Below are 25,107 nucleotides of genomic sequence, written 5' to 3'. Positions count from 1 at the left end.
CGCAGGGGACGGGCTGTTACACCTTGACGTTCTCGCGGATATTCCAGCCGTACTTGATCGGCCCGCCGTCCTTCGCGCCGTCTTCTTTCTGCGGTTGGTAGTCGACCAGTACCTGGGCGAAGTTGAGGCTGACGTTCTCGGTCAGGCGGTCTTCGCCACCGCTGCCGCCCGTGCTCAGCGAGGAGACCAGGACCTCCTTCAGGGTGATCACCAGGTACTCGACCGGGTTGTCGCCGCCAGCCTTGCGAATCGTCAGCTTCGCCTCGGGGTAATGTTTGCCGCTGGAGCAGGCCATCATCAGGTTGGGCGATGCCTTGTCGACGTACTTGGTGAACGACAGGTCGTTGATGTTGACCTTGCCGGCACCGCCGCCACCGCCCATGTGCATCGAGCCGGACTGGGCCATGCCCCAGCTCCAGGCCAGGACGTCGATTTCGTCGGCGTGTGCCTTGTCCCTGGATTCGCCCTTGACGTCCCCGATCTTGATAAACATATCAACAGCCATCATGCCTCCTTAGTGGCTCGCGCCACTGGTTCCCTGGCGGCCGCCTCCGTGGCGGACGCTTGTCGTGATTGGTCAGGCCGCCTTCGCCGAAGGCAGCTTGGATACCAGGCGCAGCGATACCGTCAGCCCTTCCAACTGGTAATGCGGGCGCAGGAAGAACTTCGAGTTGTAGTAACCGGGGTTGCCCTCGACTTCTTCCACCACCACCTCGGCCGCGGCCAGCGGGTGCTGGGCCTTGGTGGTTTCGGTGGAGTGCGCCGGGTCGCCGTCCACGTAGTTGAGAATCCAGTCCTGCAGCCAGCGCTGCATGTCGTCCTTCTCCTTGAACGAGCCGATCTTGTCGCGAACGATGCACTTCAAGTAATGCGCGAAGCGGCAGGTGGCGAACAGGTACGGCAGGCGCGCGGCCAGGTTGGCGTTGGCGGTGGCGTCCGGGTCGTCGTATTCGGCCGGTTTCTGCAGCGACTGGGCACCGATGAAGGCCGCCAGGTCGGTATTCTTCTTGTGCAGCAGCGGCATGAAGCCGTTCTTCGCCAGCTCCGCTTCACGGCGGTCGGAGATGGCGATCTCGGTCGGGCACTTCATGTCCACGCCGCCGTCGTCGGTGGGGAAGGTGTGGGTCGGCAGGTTCGGCACCTCGCCGCCGGATTCCACGCCGCGAATCCGCGAGCACCAGCCATAGAGCTTGAAGGAACGGTTGATGTTGACCGCCATCGCATAGGCCGAGTTGGCCCAGGCGTATTTGGCGCTGTCCGCGCCGGTGGTTTCTTCCTCGAAGGCGAAGGCATCCACCGGATCGGTCTTCGCGCCGTAGGGCAGGCGGGCGAGGAAGCGCGGCATGGTGAGGCCGATGTAGCGGGAGTCTTCCGATTCGCGCAGCGAGCGCCAGGCCGCGTATTCCGGCGTGGTGAAGATCTTGGTCAGGTCGCGCGGGTTGGACAGCTCCTGCCAGGAGCCCATGCCCATCACCGTGGGCGAGGCGGCGGCGATGAAGGGCGCATGCATAGCCGCGCAGATCTTCGACATTTCGCCGAGCAGCTCCACGTCCGGGGGCGACTGGTCGAAGTAGTAGTCGCCCACCAGGCAGCCGTAGGGTTCGCCGCCGAACTGGCCGTACTCTTCCTCGTACATCTTCTTGAAGATCGGGCTCTGGTCCCAGGCGGTGCCCTTGAATTTCTTCAGCGTCTTGTGCAGCTCGCCTTTAGAGATGCTCATCACGCGGATTTTCAATTGCTCGTCGGTCTCGGTGTTGTTCACCAGGTAATGCAGGCCGCGCCAGGCGCTTTCCAGTTGTTGGAAGTCCGGGTGGTGCAGGATCAGGTTGACCTGGGCGGTCAGCTTCGCGTCGATCGCGGCGATGATCGATTCGATGGAGGTGATCGCGTCATTGGAAATCAGGTCGGTGCGCGACAGCGCATGCTCGGCCAGGGTACGCACGGCGGTTTCCACCGCCTCGCGGGCACGCTCGGTCTTGGGTTTGAACTCCTGCAGCAGCAGGCTCGCGAACTCGCTGGTCTGCTCGGTGGCGGCTTCGGGCTGCAGCGCTTCGTTGCTCATCGGTTCGGCCATGGTTCAGGTCCTCCTTACGCTTGCGGCTCGGAATCGGTCGGCTTGGGTGCGCTGGCGAGTGCCTGCAGCAGCGCTGGGTCCTTGATCGCTTTCAGGATCATTTCCTCGGCGCCGGTCTTGCCGTCCATGTACGTCAGCAGGTTGGCCAACTGGGTGCGGGCTTCGAGCAGCTGGTTGAGCGAGTCGACCTTGCGGGCGATGGCCGCCGGGCTGAAGTCGTCCATGCTCTCGAAGGTGATGTCCAGGCTCAGGTTGCCTTCGCCGGTGAGTGCGTTCGGCACGTTGAAGGCCACGCGCGGTTTCATGGCCTTGAGACGGGAGTCGAAGTTGTCGACGTCGATCTCCAGGAACTTGCGGTCGGCGACCGCCGGCAGCGGTTCGGCGGGCTTGCCGGCGAGATCGGCCATGACGCCCATGACGAAGGGCAGCTGGACCTTCTTCTCCGCGCCGTAGAGTTCCACGTCGTACTCGATCTGGACGCGGGGTGCGCGGTTTCGCGCGATGAACTTCTGACTGCTGGTGCTAGCCATGTTGCTCCTCCTTGGCAGCCTCTGACGGGCTGGATTGGCGTCGGAAAAAACGGATAAGCGTCACTGCGCTATTCGGAACCGGGGCCTCGCAGGTTTTCGAATTGCGAAAGGCCGTCCGGGATCAGGTTGCGCACGATGGCGGCGAAATCGGCGGTCACCAGCGTCTTGGCGCGGGTCAACAGGACGGGCACCGGGCTGGAGGGTTCGTGCGTGGCGTAGTACGCCAGGATGCGGTCGAGGGTCTTCAGCACATCCTCCCGGCTGGTGATTTCAGCCGATGCGCGAGGCGCTGCGGGAGCGTTGCCGGCGCCCTGGGGCAGCGGATCGTTCGCGGCGGATTCTGCTGCGGGCATGTCGACCGGTGCTCCATTGACGTGCGGTGCGTGCTCGTTGATCAACTGCAATGCCAGGCGGAGCAACTGCTTGAGCGGCGCGAGGTCGATGCCTTCGGCCGCATCGACGCGGTTGCTCACTTCGCTTTCGATGGCGGCCAGGTGGGTCTGGGCCTCGGCGAGCGCCGCCCGAGTGCTTTCCAGTTCCTCGGCTTCGCTGTTCTGGAAGGCGCCGGAGACCTGTTCCAGGTTCAACGTCTCCGAGGCGAAACGCTGCAACCCCGACGCGTTCAGCGCCGCTCTCAGGCTGACCGTGCCGAAGGCGCGCGAGCGCACCAGGGGCGCGTCGCGAAGCAGTTGCAGCAGGGTTTCGTCGATCAGCCCGCGCAGGGCATTGAGGCGGAAGGTGGGGTCGTTGTCGTCTTCGCTGTCCAGGCGGGGATGGAGGCCGTCCCAGTAGCGTTCGAGCAGTTCGCGAACCAGCGCGAGGCCTTGGCTCAGGCCGGGGAGACCATCCAGGGCGACGGTGCTTTGCACCAGGTAGTTGGCAATGCGCAGGTCCTTGCTGCGCCCGAACAGGCCTGTGGCCAGGTCGCGGACCTTGCGCCACTCGGGGGGCTCGGCGGCCAGTACGGCATCACCCATCTGCCGCTCGGGCAAGCCCTGTGCGGCACGCTCCAGCTCGAGAAAGGAGGCATCGTATTCCAGGTCGTCGCCACAGGGCGAGTCTGCGCTGACAGCCGTAATCAACAGTGGTAAGTCCACCACAGCGGGTGATCTCCATATCAACCTGAATAAAGCTGGCGCGCCGACATCATGAGCGTACGACTTAATCCGCGTCCTTCGGATTACGCTCTGGCAGCACCGCTTTCAGTAAATCTGTTTGTAAGAATGAGCTAATTCTTGGTCGCGATTCGAACTTGTCAAGAAGTCTCGGATGGGCGCCCGAAGTTCAGGGGGATAGAAGATAGGTCAAATCGGAAAGAGATGTTTATTTTGTTTTGCTATATGTTCAATTCCAAAAAAGCACAACACTCATTGCCTCAATGGGCGACACTCAACGGCTTTATGAAGTTTATACTGGATGCAACTGGCTTGATATTTAATAGCCATCATTGGCGGGGTGCAAGGAGCTTTAATGCCGCTGCGTTTGACCATCACCAGTTATCACAAACTCACACCGGGACAGTGTGCGGAAATGACGCTCGATCAAGGCGAGCTGAGGATAGGGCGGGGCACGGATAACGACTGGGTGCTGCCCGATCCGGAGCGTCTGGTGTCGAGCCAGCACTGCACCATCCAGTTCCGCGACGGGACCTACTACCTGACCGATACCAGCACCAACGGAGTGCTACTGGTGAATTCGGGGGTTCGCATGCGGCGCGGCAACAGCGAACCGCTGCAGGACCGCGAGGTGCTGCGCCTGGGCGAATACGAGATCCTGGTGCAGCTCGAGGCCATGAGCCCCGGCGTGGTGACGGCCGATCCCTTCACCAGTTTCGATGCCCTCATGAGCCGGCAGACCGGCGCACCGGAAATCGCCCCGGCCGCCCAGCCGGCGCCCCCCAGCGTGCCGATCAACGCGCATTTCCAGGGGCGTTCATCCCTCGATACCAAGCCCGACCTGTTCGATTTCCTCGCCGCGCCGGCGGTGCCGCCAGCCCCCCGGCCGGACCACGTCCCCGCCGACCGGCATGACTTCCGGCCGCCGGAGCCCGTGCTGCCAGAGCCGGCCATTCCTGAGACGTCCTCGCCGCAGCCGGCGATTCCCATGGATTGGGACCCGTTCGCCGACCTGAGCACGCCCGCATCGGGCACTGCCGTACCGCCGCTCCCACCGGTCGAGCCGGCTCCACCGGCCATGCCGAGCGAGCCTGTCGCGGAAACGCCAATCGTCCCCGAGCCTGAAGCGAGCCGGATGCCGCCGCCGAAACCGACACCGGTACCGCCGCGCGCCGAGCGGAGCGGCGCTCCGGCCGGTCACAGCGAAGCCCTGGAAGCCTTCCTGCGGGGCGCCGGTATGGATCAGGTGAACGTCGACCGCGACGAGGCGGCTGCGCAGATGGAGGCCATCGGCCGCAGTTATCGGCTCATGGTGGAAGGGTTGCTGGATGTGCTGCGTGCCCGTAGCAGCCTGAAGGGCGAGTTCCGCATGTCCCAGACCATGATCCGCCCGGTGGAGAACAACCCGCTGAAATTCGCGCCCAATGCCGACGAGGCCATGTTGCTGTTGCTGCGGCATGGCAACCAGGCCTTCATGGCACCGGACCGGGCCATCGCGGAAAGTTTCGAGGACCTCAAGGCTCACCAACTGGCTGTCATGGCCGGTGTACAAGCGGCCATCAAACATTTGTTGAAGCGATTCGAACCGGCAGAACTTGAAGCGCGCCTGAGTAAACCTTCCGGACTTGCTGGCTTATTGCCGGGAGGCCGACAGGCGCAATACTGGGCGTTGTTCACCGAACTCTATGCCAATATTTCGAAGGAGGCCGAAGACGATTTTCAGGATCTGTTCGGACGCGAATTCAGTCGCGCCTACGAAGAACAAAGTCTCAGACTAAGACGCAATTAAATGGCCATTAAAGTAATGGCACTTTGTCGGAGTTCGTAAGTTTCTTACTTCTTTGGCCGCGCTTCGTTTTTGCGGTCTATTCTGATTCGGAATTAAACGTCATAGAGGACGGATACATGCCAAGGACATTATGGATAACAGTGGCTGCGTTATTACTGGCCGCTTGTGCGTCCGAACCTCCACCGACCCGGGTCCTGCTGCAGTTCCAGGCCTCCGCTGATCTCAACCCCTCCGCCAGCGGGCAGGCGGCACCCGTCCGTGTCCGGCTCTACGAGTTGAAGAGCGGCGCCGCGTTCAGCCGGGCCGACTACTTCTCTCTGGTCGAATCCCCCCAGGCCACGCTCGCGGCCGACCTGATCGAGCAGGATGAACTGCTGATCCAGCCGGGCGACCGCCAGGAACTGGAGCGGACCCTCGATGCCTCGACCCGCCTGCTCGGCATCGTGGTCGCCTACCGCGACCTGGACAGCGCCGTGTGGCGGCAGCTCGTCAGCATACCGGCCAACGAGGAGAGCCGGTTCGACATCACCCTCGGGGCCCGCGTCGTAAGCGCCATGCCCGCGGAAGAGAAATAGCCCGGTCGGAGCCCAACCATGTCCTGGAATAACCGAGTGGTGTGGTCCGAGGGAATGTTTCTCCGGCCCCAGCACTTTCAGCAACACGATCGTTTCATGGAAACCCTGCTCGACGGCCGTTGCCGCAGCTTGATCGCCGGCGGCTGGGGCTTCTCCGAGCTGCGCATCGACGACGCCCTGCTGACCCAGGGCAAGCTGGCCATCGTGTCCGCCCGCGGCGTGCTGCCCGACGGCACGCCGTTCCACATTCCCGGCGACGATCCGGCGCCGCCGCCGCTGGCCGTCGACGACAACCTGCGCGATGGGCTGGTCTACCTGGCCCTGCCGCTCAAGCGCGCCGGGACCCGCGACACGGCGGGCGAGGGCGAGCCGCTGGGTGGCGCGCGCTATGTGAGCCAGGTCCGCGAGGTACGTGACGACAACGCGCCCTTCGAGAGCCGCGCACCGGTAGCGGTGGGTTCCCGTGCCTTCCGCCTGCTCACCGAGCGGGATGGCCTCGGCGAATACGCCTGCGTGGGCGTGGTGCGGGTGGTGGAGAAGCGCAACGACGGCGCCTTGCAACTGGACGAAACCTACATTCCGCCGTTGCTGGACGTCGCCGCGTCGCACACCTTGTCCGGCTTTCGCAGTGAGCTACAGGGACTACTGCACCAACGCGGCGAGGCGCTGGCCGGACGGGTGGTGGCCTCGGGGGCCGGTGGTGCCTCGGAAATCGCCGACTTCCTCCTGCTGCAACTGGTCAACCGCGCCGAGCCCTTGCTCGCCCATCTGGCCCGGCTCAGCCCGTTGCACCCGGAATCCTTGTACCGCGAGCTGGTCGCCCTGGCCGGGGAGTTCTGTACCTTTTCTTCCAATGCGCGCCGGCCGGCCGACTATCCGGCCTACCAGCACGACGATCTCGACGCCACCTTCGCCCCGGTGATGCTCGCCTTGCGCCAGGCTTTGTCGATGGTGATCGACAGCCGCGCCATCCCGATTCCCATCGTCGAGAAATCCTACGGCGTACATGTGGCGATGCTGCCGGACCGAACGCTCATCGACGCCGCCAGCTTCGTCCTGGTGGTGCGTGCCGATGTGCCGGCCGAGCACCTGCGCAGCCTGTTCCCGCAACAGGCGAAAGTGGGTTCGGTGGAGCACATCCGCGACCTGGTCAACCTGCAACTGCCGGGCATCGCGCTGCTACCGATGCCCGTCGCGCCCAGGCAGATTCCCTATCACGCCGGCTCCACCTACTTCGAACTGGATCGCGGCAGCGACCACTGGAAGCAACTGACCCATTCAGGCGGTTTCGCCTTCCACGTCGCCGGCCAGTTCCCCGGCCTGAACCTGGCCTTCTGGGCCATTCGAGGATAATCCGATGCATCCGATAGAAGACCCTTTCGGCGGAGCGCCTGTCGGCAGCGGTTCCGGGGGTGCCAGCGACCGCACCATGATCATGCCCCGGCCCGGCGGACGAGGCCCCGACCCACAGCCGGCTCGCCCGGATGCCGGCCAGGCCGCCGGGCCTGCTCCGCAGATGCCCAGTGCGCCGCTGACCCATATCCGTGGCCAGGGCCTCAACCCGCTGGAGCGTGCGGCCGGCCCGTTGCTGGCCTTGCTGACCCGCTTGCGCAGGACGCTGTCCCACCCGATGCCCGCCAGCCTGCGGGCCCAGTTGCTGGCCTACCTGCGGCAGTTCGAGGAGCAGGCCCGCGAGGCGGGCGTGCCGCAGGACGAAGTGATGCTCAGCCGTTACGTGCTTTGCACCGCATTGGACGAGGCCGTGCTCAGCACGCCATGGGGCAGCAGCAGCGAGTGGGGCAAGCAAAGCCTGCTGATCACCTTGCACAACGAGGCCTGGGGTGGCGAGAAGGTCTTCCAGTTGCTCGACCATTGCCTGCAGAACCCCCGCCAGCGCTTGCATCTGCTGGAGTTGCTGTATCTGTGCCTGTGCCTGGGCTTCGAAGGCCGCTACCGGGTGATGAACGACGGCCGCAGCCAGCTCGAAGCGCTGCGTGAGCGCACCGGGGCGACGATCCGCACCGTGCGTGGCGAGATCGAGCGCGAGCTGTCGCCGCACTGGCGCGGACTGACGGTGGTCCGCGACCGCCTCACCCAGTACCTGCCACCCTGGGTCGGGTTTGCCGTCTGCGCCGCTTTGCTGCTGCTGCTCCTGCTCGGCCTGCGCCTGAAGCTGGCCTCGGATGCCGAGCCGGTGTTCAAGAATATCCATGCCCTGGGCGAAATCCCGGTGCAGACCATCGACCGCCCGCCGGTTCAGCCCAAGCTGATCGAACGGCCACGCCTGGCGCGCTTCCTCGCCGAGGACATCAAGGCTCAGCGGGTCGCCGTGGAGGACGCCGTGGACCGCTCGGTGGTGACCATTCGCGGCGACGAGCTGTTCGCTTCCGGCAGCGCGTCGATCTCCGAGGAGCTGCAACCCTTGCTGCTGCGCATCGCCGACGCCATCCGCAAGGTCAACGGCGAAGTACTGGTGGCTGGCCACAGCGACAACCGGCCGATCAAGACCTTGCGCTACCCGTCGAACTGGAAGCTTTCCCAGGACCGTGCCCAGCAGGTGCTCGACATCCTCGCCGCACGTACCGGCCAGCCCGCGCGCTTCACCGCCGAAGGGCGCAGCGACACCGAGCCGGTGGCATCCAACGACACCAGCGAAGGACGGGCGCGTAACCGTCGGGTCGAAATCACGGTTTTCGCGGAGGGTGCGCAGTGAAGGCGTTCTTCAATTTCTTCGTTCGCTGGGTGGTGCCGGTACTCGGCCTGATCGCCCTCAGCCTGGTCATCTGGTTCCTCGGCCCGCTGATCGCCTTCGGCGAGTACGAACCCCTGGCCTCGGCCACGGCCCGCTGGGTGCTGATCGCCCTGGTGTTCGCGATCTGGATCGGTTTTCGCGTACTGCGCGTCATCCAGGCGCGGCGCAACGCGGCGAAAGTCATGCAGGGCCTGGTGGCGGTGGCGCCGGACGCGACCAGCGTCGCCACCGCCGAAGAACTGGCGACCCTCAAGCAGCGCATGGACGAGGCGCTGGCCCTGCTCAAGCGGGCCAAGCTGGGCGGCAACGAACGGCGCAACCTCTATGAGCTGCCCTGGTACGTCATTATCGGCCCGCCGGGTTCGGGCAAGACCACCGCGCTGATCAACTCCGGGCTGAACTTCCCGCTGGCGGCGCAGATGGGCAGCGGCGCCATCCGTGGGGTCGGGGGCACGCGCAACTGCGACTGGTGGTTCACCGACGAAGCCGTGCTGCTCGACACCGCCGGCCGCTACACCACTCAGGACAGTCATGCGGCGGTGGACAAGGCGGCCTGGCTGGGCTTCCTCGATCTGTTGCGTAACCAACGCAAGCGTCGGCCCATCGATGGCGCCTTCATTGCCATCAGCCTGTCCGACTTGCTGCTCGGCAGCGACGCGGAGCGCGCCGCCCACGCCCAGGCTATCCGTGCCCGGGTGCAGGAGCTGTATACCCAGCTCGGGGTGCGCTTTCCGATCTACGTCATGCTCACTAAGCTCGACCTGGTGCCGGGCTTCATGGAGTTCTTCGACAACCTGAACAAGGAAGACCGCGCCCAGGTCTGGGGCACCACTTTCGCCCTCGATGATGGCAAGAGTGCGCAAGGTCCCCTGGCGACCTTCCCGGCGGAGTTCGCCGCCCTCGAACAGCGCCTCACCGAACGCCTGGTGGAACGCCTTCAACAGGAGCGCGACCCGGCGCGGCGCGACCTGATCTATGGCTTCCCGCAGCAGTTCGCGGCGATCCGCGACAACCTGACCAGCTTCCTCGAGGCGGTGTTCAAGCCGAACCCTTACGAGGAGCGGCCACTGCTGCGCGGCGTGTACTTCACCAGCGGTACCCAGGAAGGCAGTCCGATCGACCGGTTGATCGGTGCCATGGCGCAGAGCATGAACCTCGACCGCCAGCACCTGGCACGGCAGACCGGCACCGGGCGCAGCTATTTCATCGAACGGCTGTTCCGCGACGTGGCGTTCGGGGAGCGCGGGCTGGTCGGCACCAACCCGAAGGTGGAGCGCCGGCGCAAGTGGATCACACGCGGCGCGTTGGCGGCGACGGCGATGCTGTTCCTTGGCGTCTGCCTGGTGTGGATCGCCAGCTACCGGGCCAACCAGAACTACATCGCGGCAGTCGATGGACGGGTCCAGCCACTCAAGGATCAGGTCGAAGCCATCAGCCCGGCTCAACGCGACGTACTGGCGGTGCTGCCGGTACTCAATGCGATCCGCAACGTGGCTGCCAATCCGCCGTCCTGGGCGGAGGGCTATGGCCTGTTCCAGGGCGACATGCTCGGCGCCGAGGCCAGCAGCGTCTACCGCAAGCTGCTGATTGCGGTACTCGCGCCGCGCCTGCTCACTCGCATCGAGGAGCAATTGCGCAACGGCGGCAATTCCGACTTCCTCTATGAAGGGCTGAAGGCCTACCTGATGCTGGCCAGCGCCGAGCATTACGACCCGGACTTCATCAAGGCCTGGATCAACCTCGACTGGGACCACAGCCTGCCCCGTGATCTCGCGCCCGGGCAGCGCCAGGCCCTGGGCGAGCATCTGGATGCGTTGTTCGAGCGCAAGCCGCCGCCGGCCCGCCTGGACGAGGCGCTGATCGCCGACCTGCGCCGACAATTGCAGCAGATGTCGGTGGCCCAGCGGGTCTACAACCGGGTGAAGCGGCAGAAACTGCCGGAAGGCGTGAAGGACTTCCGCATCAGCGAAGCCGCCGGCCGCGATGCGCCGTTGGTGTTCGCGCGCAAGAGCGGGCGGCCGCTGAACGATCCGCTGAACGGCTTCTTCACCCAGCGCGGCTACCGCGAAGGATTCCTGGCTGCCAGCCTGACTCAATCTGGAGCCCTGGCCGAAGAGCAGTGGGTGCTCGGCCGCACCCTGGAGGATAACCAGGACGTCGCCAGCCTGGCGGTGGACGTACGCCAGTTGTACTTCCAGGACTATCTGAACCACTGGGAAGCCTTGCTCGCCGACCTGGATTTCGTGCCCATCACCAACGTGGCCCAGGCCGCCGACGTGTTGCGAGTGCTCTCCGGGCCGAACTCGCCGCTGAAAAAGCTGCTCGTGGCGGTGGCCAAGGAAACCGACCTGCAACAGGAGGAACGCCTGCTGGCCCAGAAAGCCAAAGAGGGCGGTACCGTGGACAAGCTCAAGCAGCAGCTCGGCTCGCTGGTGGGGCAGTCCGGCGCCAGCGAAAACCGCCCGGCAACGGTGGAAGACCCGATCAGCGCGCGCTTCGCCGAGCTGAACAGCCTGGTGGCGAAAGAGGGGGACGAACAGGCGCCGATCGACAGCCTGCTGGCCGACCTCAATGAACTCTACGTACAGGTCAGCGGCATGAGCGGTGCCAGCGGCGAGGCACTGCTCGGCGAGGCGAAGAACCAGGCGTCGGCCGCCGCGAACCGGGTCGCCCTCAACGCCGAGCGCCAGCCCCCGGTGGTGCAGAACCTGGTCAAGTCCGTGGTCAGTGCCACCACCAACAGCATGATGGGCGGCATTCGCAACCAACTGAACGCTGCCTGGCTCAGCGAAGTGGTGAGCGTCTACCGGCAGTCCCTGGCCGGCCGCTACCCCCTCGACCGGAGCAGCAGCCGCGACGCGACCCTGGAGGATTTCGGCCACTTCTTCGGCGTCGGCGGTGTGCTCGACAGCTACTTCCGCAAGTACCTGCAACCCTACGTCGACACCTCCGCCAGCACCTGGCGCTGGCAGCCGGGCGCGGCGGAGAAGCTCGGCATCGGCTCCGGCGTGCTGCAGACCTTCCAACGCGCGGCGAACATCCGCGATGCCTTCTTCCGGGCGGGCGGCACCCAGCCGACGGTGCGCTTCGAACTCAAGCCGGTGACCATGGACGCCTCGGTCAACCAGTTCATGCTCGACCTGGATGGTCAGCAGCTCAGCTACGACCACGGGCCGAGCCGGCCGGTGGCGATGCAATGGCCCAGCCCCAATGCCTTGGGCATGGTCCGCGTCTCCGTCACGCCGCCCACCAGCAGCGGGCGTTCGGGGATGACCGTGGAAGGTCCCTGGGCCTGGTTCCGTCTACTGGAGCAGTCCGACCTGACCCAGGGCAGCTCGCCGGATCGTTTCACCCTGCGCATGCGTGTCGACAACGCCAGCATTTCCTACGAGCTGCGCGCCAGCAGCGCGTTCAACCCGTTCCGTAGCCGTGTGGTGTCCGGCTTCAGTTTGCCGGAGCGCCTATGACGACACCCGGTTTCTACGGAAAACTGGCCGGTCGTGGCGACTTCATGCACCGCGACCTGCCACCGACCTTCATCGAAGCCTGGGACGCCTGGCTGGCGGCGGGCATGGCGGCGAGCCAGGCGGAACTCGGCGCCGGCTGGCTGGACGCCTATCTGGTCAGTCCGCTGTGGCGTTTCGCCGTAGCACCGGGCCTGCTCGGCGGCGAGGCGGTGACCGGCGTGATGATGCCCAGCATCGACCGGGTCGGACGCTACTTTCCGCTGACCATCGCCGTGCTGCTGCCGGCGGACAGCGACCTGGCGGCCCTGGTGAGCGGGCCGGACGATTGGTACGAACGGGCCGAGGCGCTGTTGCTCTCGACCTTGGGCGACGAAGCCGATGTCGAGGCGTTCGAGGCGGCGGTGACGCGCCTCGGCACGCCCTCCTGTGCTGCTGGGCCTGCCTGGCGGGAGGGGCGGGACGGTCATTGGCAGGTCGCCGCCGCCACGCCCCAGGCGCGTAGCGCCGCGCTGGGCCAACTGGCCTGCGAGGGCGTGAGTTTCTGGTGGGGCAAGGGGTCCGAGCGGGTACCCGCTGGCCTGCTGCGCTATCGAGGCTTGCCGGGTCCGCAGGGTTTCGTGGGATTTCTGGTGGGAGAGGGCGGCCAGCCGTCCGTCCCGGAAAGCATTCAGTCCGAGTTTGGAATCCTTTGATGGTCCCGATATCCATCGATCATTACGAATCCGCCAGCCACACCCATGTCGGCATGGTGCGTCAGGTCAACGAAGATGCCTGCCTGGACGCAACGGACGCCGGCCTGTGGGTGGTGGCCGATGGCATGGGCGGCCACGCGGCCGGCGATTTCGTCAGCAGCCTGATTGTCGACACCCTGCGCGGCATTCCGCCGGAGCCGGATCTGGAAGGCTACGTCCAGGCCCTGCGGGTCGCCCTGGAGCAGATCAACGCAGCGGTGCGCGATGAGGCCGTGCGACGCGGCGTGAGCATGATGGGCAGCACCCTGGTCCTGCTCGTCGCCCGAGGTTCCCGCGCCATCTGCCTGTGGGCCGGCGACAGCCGCATGTACCGCCTGCGTGGCGGCCAGTTGGAGGCCATCACCCACGACCACAGCTACGTCCAGGAACTGGTGGACAGCACTCTGCTCAGCGAAGCCGAAGCCCGCAGCCATCCGCTAGCCAACATCGTCACCCGGGCGGTGGGCGCCCAGGAGCAACTGGATCTGGCCAGCGTCGAGCTGGATGTGTTGCCCGAAGACTGCTTCCTGCTGTGCAGCGACGGCTTGAACAAGACCGTCGAGGATGACGAGCTGCGCGAAGTGCTGGGCTACGCAGCGCCCTACGAAATGGTTCGCAGCCTGGTCCACCTGGGGTTGACCCGGGGGGCGCCGGACAACATCACGGCGGTGGTCGTCAAGGCCTGTTGACGGAAGTAGCGAGCATGGACATAGAGATTCCGGGGTACCAGATCGAGCGCGAGCTCGGCGACGGCGCGATGGCCACGGTCTACCTGGCGACCCAGCGCTCGCTGGAGCGCAAGGTGGCGCTGAAGGTCATGGCGGCGGCGCTGGCGGCCGACCCGAGCTTCTGCGAGCGCTTCCTGCGCGAAGGCAAGACCCTGGCGCGTCTCAGCCATCCGCACACCGTCACCATCCATGACATCGGCAACGTCGGCCATCACTACTACATGGCCATGGAGTACCTGCCCAACGGCACCCTCAAGGACCGCATCGCCGAGGGCGTGAGTCCGGAGCAGGGCATCGTCTGGCTGCGCCAGATCGCCTCGGCGCTCGGCTACGCCCATGCCCAGGGGCTGGTCCACCGCGACGTGAAACCGGCCAACATCCTGTTCCGGGCCAACGGCTCGGCGGTGCTTTCGGACTTCGGCATCGCCAAGTCGCTGGAGGACCGCACCCAGTTCACCCAGGCCGGCTTCGCTGTCGGCACCCCCAGTTACATGAGTCCGGAGCAGGCGCGCGGCCAGCAGGTCGACGGCCGTGCCGACCTCTACGCCCTCGGCGTGGTGCTCTACGAAATCCTCACCGGCAAGCTGCCCTACAGTGGCAGCGACTCGCTCTCCACCGCACTGGCCCACCTCACCGAGCCGCTGCCCGAGCTGCCCATCGAGCAGGGCCGCTACCAGGGCATCCTGCGCAAGCTGCTGGCCAAGGACCCCGCCGACCGTTTCCCCAACGCCGACGCTCTGATCGCGGCGCTGGACGGGCTGAACGCCAGCGTGCCGGTGGACGACAACCAGGCCACCCAGGTCCGCCCGGTCGATCTGTCCGCGCTTTCGGCGGCGGTACAGGCAGAGCCGGTCAGCGTGACGCCGGCGCTGGATACCGCCGTGCCGCATCCCACCGTGGCCGAGCTGCGTGTGCCGGACCCGGCGGCCAACCGCGACGACGGCCCGCGCAAACCCTGGATGGCGCTGCTCGCCCTGGCGTTGCTCGCCGTCGTGGTCGCGGGTGGCGTGGGTTACTGGCTCCTGCGTCCGGAGGCGCCGCCACAGCCGGACACCGCCCAGACCGACGGTACGCACGAGCCCGTGACGGACACAGATCGCGAGACCCCGGATCGAACGGTCGACGAGACGCAGGCGCCGGGGGACGTCGCCGTGATTGGCGATGGCGGCGATCGGCCGCTGCTCATGGCCGGGAAGAAGACCCTGTTCCAGCGTGTGTTGAGCAAGCCCGAGGCGCGCTTCGCCCGCGAGCCCGGTGCGCCGGCCGAGGGCGCAGAAATCCCCGCGTTCTCGGTGTTCTATGTCTATCGGCGCCAGGAGGTCGATGGCCGCCCGTGGGTCGAGGTCGGCGCTTCCAGCGACGGTCAGCGCGACGGCTGGCTGCCGGCCGAACAGCTCAGCGACTGGAAACAGAGCCTGGTGTTGAGGTTCACCGAACGCTCCGGCCGCTCGCCGGTGATGTTCCTGCGGGACGCCACCGCAGTGGAACGCCTGCTTGCCGATCCGGCACAGGCGCGCAACATCCTGCACAAGGCGCGTTTCGAACAGGCCGATCCGCAGGTCGTGGCGCTGGAGCCCGGCGATACGGCCGTTCCCCAGGAGGCCTTCTATCTGCTGCCGATCTTCGAGTCGCGGGAGAGCTTTGACGCCAGCGGCCAGCCCGTGCAATTGCTCAACGTGGCCTCCATCGATCCCGGTGACACACCGCAGGTCCGGGGTGAGGGCGGTGCGACGGTAGCCGCCGGCGGCAGCTTCCGTACCGGCATCGTGCTGGTGGTGGATACCTCGGTTTCGATGCAGCCCTACATCGACCGGGTCAACCGGGTGGTGCAGGGCTTGCAGCAACAGATCGCCAGCCAGGGCGACCTGGACAACGTGAGCTTCGGGCTGGTCGGGTTCCGCAGCAACGTGGAAAAGACGCCGGGACTGGAATACGTGGCGAAGACGCTGGTCACCCTGGAAGAGGGACGCAATCCCCAGCGTTTCGCCGAGCTGGCCAGCCAGGTGAAGGCCACCGACGTCTCCAGCCATGCCTTCAACGAAGATGCCTTCGCCGGCGTGATGGAGGCAGTGGAGAACATGGACTGGACGCCCTACGCCGGACGCATGATTCTGCTGATCACCGACGCCGGCGCCCTGCGCAAGAACGACCCGCTGGGCCGCACCCAGATGAACGAGGCGGAAGTGCGCGAAGCCGCCCAGGCCAAGCAGATCCGCATCTTCGCCCTGCACTTGCGTACCCCGGCCGGACGCAACAACCACGGTTTCGCCGAGCAGCAGTACCGCAGCCTGACCGCCGACCCCAACCCGCAGATCGCCGACCTTTACGTGCCGGTGGCGGATGGCGGCGTGGACCGCTTCGGCGATACCGTCGCCGAGATCGGCTCGGTGATCGCCAACCTCGTCCATGAGGCCGGCAATGACCGGTTACCCAGCCCGCCACCGCTGCATGACGGAGCCAGCGTCGCGGCCAAGACCACCGCCGTGGGCTACGCCATGCACATGGACTTCCTCGGCCGCCGCTCCGCCACCCGTGCGCCGCAACTGGTCACCGCCTGGACCGCCGACCGCGACCTGACGAATCCGTCGCTGCCGGCCTTCCAAGTCTGCGTGCTGTTGAGCAAGCTGCAACTCAACGAGCTGCAGCAATCGCTGAAGCTGATCGTCGAAGCCGCACGCCGCACCCAGACCTCGCCGAAGGACTTCTTCCAGGAGATCGCCAGCGCCAGCGCCCACATGAGCCGCGACCCGACCCGGCTGACCCGTGGCAGCAACCTGTTGCAGAGCGGTGTGCTCGGCGAATACCTGGAAGGGCTGCCGTACCGCAGCAAGTCGCTGAACATGACCCAGGAACTCTGGCTCTCGCTCAGCGTGGCGGAGCAGGAAGACTTCATCGATGAGCTGGAGTCGAAGATCCGCCTGTACGAAACCTTCCACAACGACATCGCCAACTGGGTGCGTTTCGGCGACGCCCAGCCCGGCGATGCGCTGTACCGCGTGCCGCTGGCGACGCTGCCGTGAGGAGGGAAGGGTGAGACGCGAGACGTTCGGGAGCCCGTACCGATGCTAACCCTCAGGGATGTGCGCAAGACCCGTGGGGAGGGGCGCCAGCGCTACAGCCTGGTGGTCCCCCGGTTCGACCTGGAGCCGGGGCAGCGAATTGCCCTGGTCGGGCCCAGCGGCAGTGGCAAGAGCACCCTGTTGGACCTGCTGGCCCTGGTGCTTTCGCCGGACCCGGGCAGCCGCATCGAACTCACCGCCAACGGCCGCAACCACGACATCGCCGCACTCTGGCGTAGTGGTCGGCAGAACGTCCTGGCGGATCTGCGCAGCCATCTGGTGGGTTATGTGTTGCAGACTGGCGGCTTGCTGGGTTTCCTCAATGTCGAACGCAACATCGGCCTGTCGCGCGCCTTGCTCGGCCTGCCGACCGACCCCGCGGTGCAGCGCCTGGCCGAGCGTCTGGAGATCGCCGATCAACTGAGCAAGAAACCGTCGGCCCTGTCCGTCGGGCAGCGCCAGCGGGTCGGTATCGCGAGGGCGTTGGCCCACGATCCGCCCATCGTCCTGGCCGATGAGCCGACCGCCTCGCTGGACCCGCTGAATGCCGAGCGGGTCATGCGCCTGCTGGTGGCCCAGGCCGAGGAGCGGGGCGTGTGCATCGTGGTAGCCACCCACGATGCCAGCCTGGCACGCCGCGCCGGGCTCCAGCCGTGGGAGCTGCAAGTACGACCGGGCGACGACGGCGGGGTGACCGCCACCCTGGGAGCGGCGCCATGAGACCGGGGCTGATGGCCCAGCTCGCCTGGCAAGACTACCGGGCCGAGGCACGCCTGTCGGTGTGTGCGGTGCTGGCGCTGGTCGCCGTCCTGGCACCGCTGCTGGTGTTGTTCGGCCTCAAGTTCGGGCTGGTCACCACCCTCACCACGCGCCTCGAACACGATCCTGGCGTGCGCGAGATCATCCCGCTGGCTGGCGGTCGTTTCAGCGCCCGGGACGTCGACGAACTGGCGTCCCGTCGCGACGTCGCCTTCGCCTTGCCGCGCACCCGCCAGATCGCCGCCACCGCCGATCTCTATCCGAACGGCAACGGCCAGGCACTGACCGTGGAAATGCTGCCCACCGCCGAAGGCGATCCGCTCGTCCCGCCGATGCAACTGCCGGAAGCACCCGACGAGGTCACCCTCAGCCAGCGAGCGGCGGAAAAGCTCGGCCTGCATACCGGCGACACGTTCACCGCTGCTTTCGGCCGCCAGCGCAACGGCCGGCAGGAATACCAGCGCATTCCGTTGCGGGTGAAGGGCGTGCTGCCGCTGGAAGCCTTCCCACGCGATGCGCTGTTCTCCCGGACCGGCCTGCTGGAGGCCGCCGAGGATTACCGGGACGGCAAGGACTGGCCCGGCTACCAGCCGGCCGCCAATCCCAACCGGGTCTATCCCGGCTTCCGGCTCTATGCCCGCGACCTGGACAGCGTCGAGCGGCTGCGGCAACTGTTCGCCAAGCGAGGTTTGGAAGTGGCGACCCAGGCGGCGGCCATTGCCCAGGTCCGCTCGCTCAGTCGCAACCTGTCGCTGGTGTTCTGGATCATCGCCAGCCTGGCGCTGCTCGGTGCCTTCGCCGCGATGACCGCCAGCGCCCTGGCCGCCGTGGAGCGCAAGCGGCGGGCGTTGGCGGTCCTGCGCCTGCTGGGATTTTCCACGGCGGCGCTGATCGCCTTCGTAGTGCTGCAATCGCTTTATACCGGCCTGTTCGGTGTGTTGTTGGCCTCCGGGCTGTACGGTGTCGCCCAGATGGGGCTGAACAGGCTGTTCGAGACGGCCGCAGGAGAATATGCCTGCCGCCTGTTGTTCAGCCATTACCTGACGGCACTGCTGGCAACCCTGTCCTGCTGCGCACTGGCTTCGGCGTCGGGAGGCTGGCGAGCCGCGCAGATCGAAGCCTCGGAAGGATTGCGCGATGTCTAGTCCTGTCGTTTACAGCCTGGTCGTACTCGCCTTGCTGGTCGGAAGCAACGTCGCATGGGCCGAGGAAACCGCCACGCCGGACAATCCGAAGCCGATGGCGGACGACCTCAGCCTGCCGCTGCCCTGCGACAGCGAAATGGTGTTCCGCTATGTCTACATCCTGGCGCGAGGCGCACTGGACGACCGCGAGGTGAGCCTCGGCTACCCGTTCAGCGAAGGGGAGACGGGCTACCAGCAGTCCTTCATTTCCGGTTACCGGCGCGACTACATCAATGGCCAGTTCGTACTCGACGACCTGCCGACCGACTGGCGTCCACGCATCGAGCCGAACCTGCCCAAGGTCGAGGCCGATACGCTGCTCAAGCCGATGTTCTATTTCGTCGGCAAGTACGAAGTGACCCAGCGCCAGTACGATCTGGTCATGGCCCAGGCTCCGGCGCTGGAGGGGCAGGGCGAGTCTCCCGCCTGCGAGCCGCCGGCCACTGGCATGCAGGCACGTTTGCCGAAAGTGAAGCTCTCGCGCCTGGAGGCGGAGCGCTTCACCTCGGTCTACAGCGCCTGGCTGATGAAACATCATCGTGACCGTCTGCCGGTGAGCGGACGCCAAGGTAATGGCGACGACGGTGGCATCGGCTTCGTCCGTTTGCCCACCGAAGTGGAGTGGGAGTTCGCCGCCCGCGGTGCCCATGCGGTGAGCCGGCAGGAGCTGGAAGCCCGGCTGTTCCCGCGCCAGGTGGAGGGCAGTGACAACGACGGCCCGTTGAGCGACTGGGCGGTATTCAACCAGGTCGCCGGCGGCACCGGGCAGGGGGCTCGGCTGTTGCCGGTCGGGTTGAAGAAGCCCAACCCCATCGGCCTGTTCGACGTGATCGGCAACGCCGCCGAAATGGTCGAGGAACCCTTCCAACTGGTTCATGCCGGACGTCGTCAGGGGACCTACGGCGGTTTTGTGGTCAAGGGCGGCAATTACCTGGAAGGCGAGATGACCCTGTTCACCGGTATGCGCCGGGAATACCCGTTGTTCGCCGCCGACGGCAGTGAGCAACGCAACGAAACCACCGGTTTCCGGGTGGCCTTGGGCGCGCTGTCGGCACCGCGCTCACGCTACAAGGAGCTGTTCGAGCAATGGCAGGCCGAAGGCCGGCTGGCCGGGCTCACCGATGAAATCCAGGACACCGAGGACCCGACCAAGCTGCTCGACGACATCATCGCCGGCAGTACCGACCCGAATCTGCAGGCGCGCCTGTCGCAGGTGAACGAAGAACTCAAGCGCAACGTTTCGCTGATCGCCCGCCAACGGGAGGAGGCTGCCGGCAACCTGATCCAGTCGGCCGCACTGGTGGCCGAGACCATCAACAACTACAACATCCGCCTGACCAATCTGAAGAAAAGCCTGCAACAGGCCCAGGCGGCTAAGGACACGGCCGCCGCCAAGCTCTATGAAACCGCCATCGGCAACGGCCGCAGCGCACTCAATGGCGCCGTGGCGATCTACATCGACAACCTGGCGACCGGTACGCGCTATACCGATGCGGTCATCCAGGCGCAGTTCCAGCGCACCCGGGAAGAACTCAGTCGCAAGCCGGTACTGGGCGAAAGCCTGGTCAAACGCGCCACCCTGTTCGTTCGCCATATCGATCGATATCGCAAGGAACAGCGCGCCGAGCCGGAGGCGATCCTGAAGGAACTGCTCGCTCCCTGACGGGCGGGCGCAAGCGTGGCTTCGTCCGGCAACGGAGGGAACGTCGGCGGGCCGAAGAAGGAATCAACTGGAAGGAGAGAGCGACCATGGAAAATCATCGCAATACTGTGTCTGTCTGTGCCCGCTTCGCCATCGGAGCGGTCTGTACCAGCCTCTTCCTCAGCGGATGCGCCAGCGTCGGCGGCGGAGCGAGTTCCAAGGTGGCGGCCACCACCCGAGCGGAGTATTACCCGAGCTGCTACGAGCCGGTCAGCCATCTGCGCAGTTCCGATGCCGCCATGCAGAAGTCCGTGGCCACCGGTGCCGTGACGGGCGGCTTGCTGGGCGGCCTGACCGGCGCCTTGGCCGGCGGCGGCGACCACACCGCGCGCAACGCCTTGATCGGCGCGGCCACCGGCGCGCTGGTCGGCGGGGCGGTCGGCTACTACACCGAGCGGCAGAAACAGATCACCGACGACCAGGCCCGCATCGCCTCCTATGGCGCCGATATCGACGCCAGCGTCGGCGATATGGACCGCAGCATCGCTTATGCCTCGGCGGCGCAGGACTGTTACCAGCGCGAATTCACCAACCTGCAGGCGGCGCACAAGAGCGGCAAGATCACCGAGGCGGAGGGGAAAAAGCGTTTCACCGAGATCGTCAGCGGCCTGAAGGAGACCAACGCGCTGTTGGCCGCGGTGGATGGCCGTGCCGGCGAAAACATCGACACCTACACCCAGGCCTATGAGAAGGACCTCCAGCAAATTGGCGTGCAGCGCCAGACCGTGACCCAGGTCGCCAAGGCGGAAACCAAGAAACCGGTAGTCGCCTCGACGGTGCCGAAAGCGGCGGTGGACACCGAGAAGAAGTTGCAACAGGCCGACACCAAGCGCACCCAGATCAAGCAGGTGACCTCGCGCGGCACCAGCCTGATCTCCAGCGCCTGCAACAACCCGGACGTGGGTGACTGGGGCGCCGAGCAGTGCTCGAGCGTTTGATGCCCGCCGCGTAACAGGGCAGTGGGGAGCGAATCCATCCGACAGCCATTCGTGGATGGCCCGCTCTCCATGTGCCGGGCGAATGAATTCGCCCCTACAAAGGCAGCCAAACTCCATCGCGTCCCGCACCGGCCGTAGCCCGGATTACGCCAAGGCTTATCCGGGCTACGTATCTTCTGTAGGGGCGAATTCATTCGCCCTTCGCCTCTCCCCAGCTTCACCGTTTCCTCATCTTGCCAACTCAGGCCTTGCAGGAGCGAACTCTGCTCGCGATGGAACCACGCCAAAACTTCGCCAGCAGAGCTGGCTCCTACAACGGCGGGCGCTGCCGACAATTCACGGGGGGCCTTAAACAACCGTTCAGCAGGTCAAGCACCATAAGGTCAAACCGCTTGGCAAAGGTCATGGGAGATGGCTCACAGCTCCGAGGCGACGTGACCACCGGGTTTTCGGGCCGTGCTAGCGTCCGGCAATCCAACATTCCGCCGCCTGCCGTCTTTCGAAACGAGGGAACCGATGCCTTGCCTCCCCCCGAAGCGGGTTTCTCGCCCGGCCGCCCGTCATCCGTCTGGATACCTGCCACAAGCAACCGGGCCGGAGGCTAGCACCTATCCGCGCAAGACATTGGCCCAGTCGATCTCCGTCGCATTGCTGGCAGGGTTGGCGGCTTGGCCGTCGGTGAGCGGCGCAGTGATCTACGACGAACCCATTACCGGCGTGGCCAATAACGACAGACCCGGCGGCACCGGTGGCTACGATCCGGCCTATGCCCTCACCGAGATCGACGGTGTTCTGCATTACACCTTTGCCAACGGCGATAGCGTGGCCCTGGAGGGAACGGGTACCGATGTGCTTGCTGTCTCCCTGAGTACTGCTTCGGCGCCAGTCGCGCTGGATACCGGAGGAAGCCAGCCCTTGAGCATTTCCGCCGTCAGGAAGCAGAGCGGTGTCTGGGGGTTGGCGATAGGCATCGACGATGCCGGTACCGCTCTTACGGTCAACGGGGATAGCACGATCAAGGCACAGGCGGATGACTCCAGCGCTACTGGCGGCGGCGTCGCCATTGGTGTGCGAGCTACGTCCGGGGCAAACATCGTGTTCAATGGCACAACCAGCATCGACGCCTTCACACCCGGCAAGGCCCAAGGCATCTTCACGTCAGGCGGAAGTACCATCACCTTCAATGGTCCGACCCACATCCTGGCCCAGAGCCGAGAGACACTTGAAGGTGTATACAACTCGAATCTCAGCACCATCATCTTCAACGGCGATACCACCGTTCTGGCTCATTCCATCTGGCCGAGCGACAACGCTCATGGCATCTATAACGATAATGTCGGCAGCCGGCTGACGGTAAACGGCAATCTGACCCTGGAGAGCATCGCCCAAGGTTCCACAGCCTTCGGTATCCGTAACCAGGGCATCCTGACGGTCACTGGCGATTCCACGGTCAATGTTTCCAGCCCGCGCTCGGCCTTCGGGGTCGCCAATACCCATTGGCGGGCCAGGATGAATTGGGACGGCGATCTGCAAATCACGGTGCGCGGCGGTTCCTACGTTCCCTTCGGCAACCCCTCCGGGATCAGCAACGACCGCACGCCGGGCGCGCAGATGGATTACAACGGCGCGGTCTCGGCCGATGTGCTGTCCGCCGCGGTGACCTACGGCATCACCAACACCGGTGACATTCGCTTCAATTCGACGTCCGACCCGGTGTCCTTCACGGTCGCCTCCACCTGCAGCACGTGCGACGTCTACGGCTTCCGCAACCTGGGGAGCATTTCCGTCGCCGGCGACCTGAACATCACGACGTCGCCGAGCGGGACGGGGAATGCCTATTCGCTCTGGAGCGTGCCGCTGGACACGCAAAACGCCAGCATCACCGTCAATCAGAACGGTGGGCACAGCGTCCAGTTGGATGGCCATATCGTCACCGCCACGAGCGATAACGGCAGTTTCCTGGGCTCGGTGGACGTCAACTTCGATACCGCCAACTCGTTCCTGGCTGGCCTGGCCGGTGGCTGGCAGTCCTCGACGGCCTATTCGATAGGCCGCACCACACTGGCGTTCAGCAACGGCGCGCGCTGGATTCCCCAGGGAACAGGCACGATGAGTACCGACTTCGGCTCGGGCTCTCTCACCCTGGGTGATGCCGGCATGATCGATATGGCCAGTTACTGGGGGACTTTCGCACCTTCGTCCATTCCCAGCCATTCCTATCGCACGCTGCTGATCAACAGTACGAAAGGCGCTACGGTCTCGCTGAACGATGACGCGCGCTTCCGCTTGCTCAGCGACATCACGGGCGCGTCCGGCACGGTCACGGCGGACAAGATCGTTTTCGGCAGCGGTATCACCGGTTTCTCCGCCACCGGCACCCAGGGCATCAGCATCGCCTATGACCCGGTACTGGATGATGTCTCCTGGGTGAATGCCTCGACCATCAGTTCGGGAACGACCATTCAGGCCGCATCGCCCATCACCATCGTCGATGCCAGGGCGGCCGCGGGCGGTACGGCCACGTTCGCCGCCGCCACGGGCCTGGCGAGGGCCTGGAGCGGGACCTATGAAAACAATCTGGTGAGTTTCAGCTACGCCCCGCAGGTCAGCCTCAGTGCCGATGGCCGCAGAATCCTGCTGACCGGGATCGTCATCGGTTCGGGGGGCAGCGTTGCCACGCTCGCGGACAACGGGGCCGAGGGCAGCGTGAGTTCGGCGGTGGGTACCGTCGCCACGGGGGAAAACGTCGCCGTCGCCGTTGCCGCTATGCGTCCAGCGGAGACGGTTTTGACCGCCGCCGATGCCGCCGACAGCCTGGTCAATCTCTGGAGCCAGGACGGCCAAGCCTCCGCTCAGCATGCGCGTACCCAACTGCGCAGCTCGGATGCCGAGGATACCGCTGTATGGGTCAGAGGCGACGCGGGCGAACTGGACGCGAAGACCGCCTATTCACGTGACCACAGCCAGCGTTACAACGGCGTCACCGCCGGGGCGGACCGCCGTTTCACCCGCGATGGTGCGTCCAGTGCCGTCGGCGTCAGCTTCGGCCAGACGCGTTCGAACGCCAACTACGAGCAGGGCAAGGGCGAACTGAGCGAAACCACTTTGGGGCTGTACAGCGGTTGGGCCGCGGACGGCGGCCCCTATGTAGTCCTCGGCGCCGACGCGTCGATGCTGGAGAACCGCTACACCGCACGCGACTCGGTCGGGCGCCATATCGCCGGGAAATACCGGACACCCGCAGCCCGCGTGTATGCCGATAGCGGCTATCCGTTCAGGTTCAGTGAGGGTTACTACATCGAGCCCCAGCTCGGCTTGTCCGTCGGCGCCATTCGCGGCAGCGAGCACACCACGCGTAACGGCGTGAAAATCGAGCAGGACGGACAGGTCAACTCCGTTGCCCGGGCCGGCGTGGAAGTGGGCAGAACGCTACAGGGCCTTGGCGTGAACGGGGGCCTGTATGCACGGGCTTCGGCATTGCGCTACATGGGTGATGACCTGGAAATCGAGGCTTCCCAGGATGGCGCTACGGTCATTCCCGATACGGCGGACCGCAACGGTACGGGCAGCGAATTCGTGCTCGGGGGCGACATCGGTTTCGGCCTCACCAGCCTCTATCTCGAAGCGTCCGAAGCCACGGGCGTGGATACCAAGCGCAACTGGGCCGTCCAGGCGGGGCTGCGGCATAGCTGGTAAGGACAGGG

17 protein-coding genes are annotated in these 25,107 nt (G+C 65.6%); 13 read left to right on the top strand and 4 right to left on the bottom strand.

Annotated features, from left to right (window positions below):
* Positions 1-16: 16 nt before the first annotated feature.
* The 4 genes from PIN01S_RS08040 to tssA form a co-directional block, all read right to left on the bottom strand.
* Entirely contained in the window at positions 17-505 is a 489-nt protein-coding gene (locus tag PIN01S_RS08040) for an Hcp family type VI secretion system effector (RefSeq protein WP_084335099.1), read from the bottom strand.
* Between the two features lie 72 nt (positions 506-577).
* The gene (gene tssC / locus PIN01S_RS08035; RefSeq protein ID WP_084335097.1) at positions 578-2,074 is read right to left on the bottom strand and encodes a type VI secretion system contractile sheath large subunit; all 1,497 of its coding nucleotides are present in this window, start codon (positions 2,072-2,074) and stop codon (positions 578-580) included.
* A 14-nt stretch (positions 2,075-2,088) separates the two neighbouring features.
* Positions 2,089-2,604 carry a type VI secretion system contractile sheath small subunit gene (gene tssB, locus PIN01S_RS08030; RefSeq protein WP_084335095.1) on the bottom strand — a complete coding sequence of 172 codons (516 nt, stop codon included), beginning with the start codon at positions 2,602-2,604 and terminating at the stop codon, positions 2,089-2,091.
* Between the two features lie 68 nt (positions 2,605-2,672).
* Positions 2,673-3,704, bottom strand: a complete 1,032-nt coding sequence (tssA, locus tag PIN01S_RS08025) for a type VI secretion system protein TssA (protein WP_084335093.1) — start codon at positions 3,702-3,704, stop codon at positions 2,673-2,675.
* Positions 3,705-4,074: 370 nt separating this feature from the next.
* Between tssA and tagH the strand changes: the two genes are divergently transcribed.
* The 13 genes from tagH to PIN01S_RS07960 all read left to right on the top strand — a co-directional run bounded on the left by tagH (position 4,075) and on the right by PIN01S_RS07960 (position 25,099).
* Complete coding sequence (tagH, locus tag PIN01S_RS08020; protein WP_084335091.1) at positions 4,075-5,508, top strand: type VI secretion system-associated FHA domain protein TagH; 1,434 nt, start codon at positions 4,075-4,077, stop codon at positions 5,506-5,508.
* 116 nt (positions 5,509-5,624) lie between these two features.
* A complete protein-coding gene (gene tssJ / locus PIN01S_RS08015) occupies positions 5,625-6,083 on the top strand; it encodes a type VI secretion system lipoprotein TssJ (protein WP_084335089.1) in 459 nt (152 codons plus the stop codon).
* 18 nt (positions 6,084-6,101) lie between these two features.
* The gene (gene tssK / locus PIN01S_RS08010; RefSeq protein ID WP_084335087.1) at positions 6,102-7,436 is read left to right on the top strand and encodes a type VI secretion system baseplate subunit TssK; all 1,335 of its coding nucleotides are present in this window, start codon (positions 6,102-6,104) and stop codon (positions 7,434-7,436) included.
* 4 nt (positions 7,437-7,440) lie between these two features.
* A complete protein-coding gene (locus PIN01S_RS08005; RefSeq protein WP_084335086.1) occupies positions 7,441-8,796 on the top strand; it encodes a DotU family type VI secretion system protein in 1,356 nt (451 codons plus the stop codon).
* Entirely contained in the window at positions 8,793-12,302 is a 3,510-nt protein-coding gene (tssM, locus tag PIN01S_RS08000) for a type VI secretion system membrane subunit TssM (protein ID WP_084335084.1), read from the top strand. Before PIN01S_RS08005 ends, tssM begins: the two co-directional genes overlap by 4 nt.
* Positions 12,299-12,994 carry a type VI secretion system-associated protein TagF gene (gene tagF, locus PIN01S_RS07995; RefSeq protein ID WP_084335082.1) on the top strand — a complete coding sequence of 232 codons (696 nt, stop codon included), beginning with the start codon at positions 12,299-12,301 and terminating at the stop codon, positions 12,992-12,994. The genes tssM and tagF overlap by 4 nt, the downstream gene beginning before the upstream one ends.
* Entirely contained in the window at positions 12,994-13,722 is a 729-nt protein-coding gene (locus PIN01S_RS07990) for a PP2C family protein-serine/threonine phosphatase (RefSeq protein ID WP_084335080.1), read from the top strand. The genes tagF and PIN01S_RS07990 overlap by 1 nt, the downstream gene beginning before the upstream one ends.
* Before the next feature lie 14 nt (positions 13,723-13,736).
* The gene (locus tag PIN01S_RS07985; RefSeq protein WP_084335078.1) at positions 13,737-16,781 is read left to right on the top strand and encodes a serine/threonine-protein kinase; all 3,045 of its coding nucleotides are present in this window, start codon (positions 13,737-13,739) and stop codon (positions 16,779-16,781) included.
* Positions 16,782-16,823: 42 nt separating this feature from the next.
* Positions 16,824-17,540 (top strand): ABC transporter ATP-binding protein, encoded by a 717-nt coding sequence (locus PIN01S_RS07980; protein WP_084335076.1) that lies wholly within the window; start codon positions 16,824-16,826, stop codon positions 17,538-17,540.
* Entirely contained in the window at positions 17,537-18,724 is a 1,188-nt protein-coding gene (locus PIN01S_RS07975) for an ABC transporter permease (RefSeq protein ID WP_084335074.1), read from the top strand. Before PIN01S_RS07980 ends, PIN01S_RS07975 begins: the two co-directional genes overlap by 4 nt.
* A complete protein-coding gene (locus PIN01S_RS07970) occupies positions 18,717-20,426 on the top strand; it encodes a formylglycine-generating enzyme family protein (RefSeq protein WP_084335072.1) in 1,710 nt (569 codons plus the stop codon). Before PIN01S_RS07975 ends, PIN01S_RS07970 begins: the two co-directional genes overlap by 8 nt.
* An 86-nt stretch (positions 20,427-20,512) precedes the next feature.
* Positions 20,513-21,403, top strand: coding sequence for a type VI secretion system-associated lipoprotein TagQ (gene tagQ / locus PIN01S_RS07965; protein ID WP_084335070.1), 891 nt, complete (start codon positions 20,513-20,515; stop codon positions 21,401-21,403).
* Positions 21,404-22,093: 690 nt separating this feature from the next.
* The gene (locus tag PIN01S_RS07960; protein ID WP_169715799.1) at positions 22,094-25,099 is read left to right on the top strand and encodes an autotransporter outer membrane beta-barrel domain-containing protein; all 3,006 of its coding nucleotides are present in this window, start codon (positions 22,094-22,096) and stop codon (positions 25,097-25,099) included.
* Positions 25,100-25,107: the final 8 nt, after the last annotated feature.

The organism is Pseudomonas indica NBRC 103045 (assembly GCF_002091635.1).
Lineage (GTDB): Bacteria > Pseudomonadota > Gammaproteobacteria > Pseudomonadales > Pseudomonadaceae > Pseudomonas_M > Pseudomonas_M indica.
Note: the sequence above shows the minus strand (reverse complement) of the source record. Positions and strands in the feature narration are given on the sequence as shown.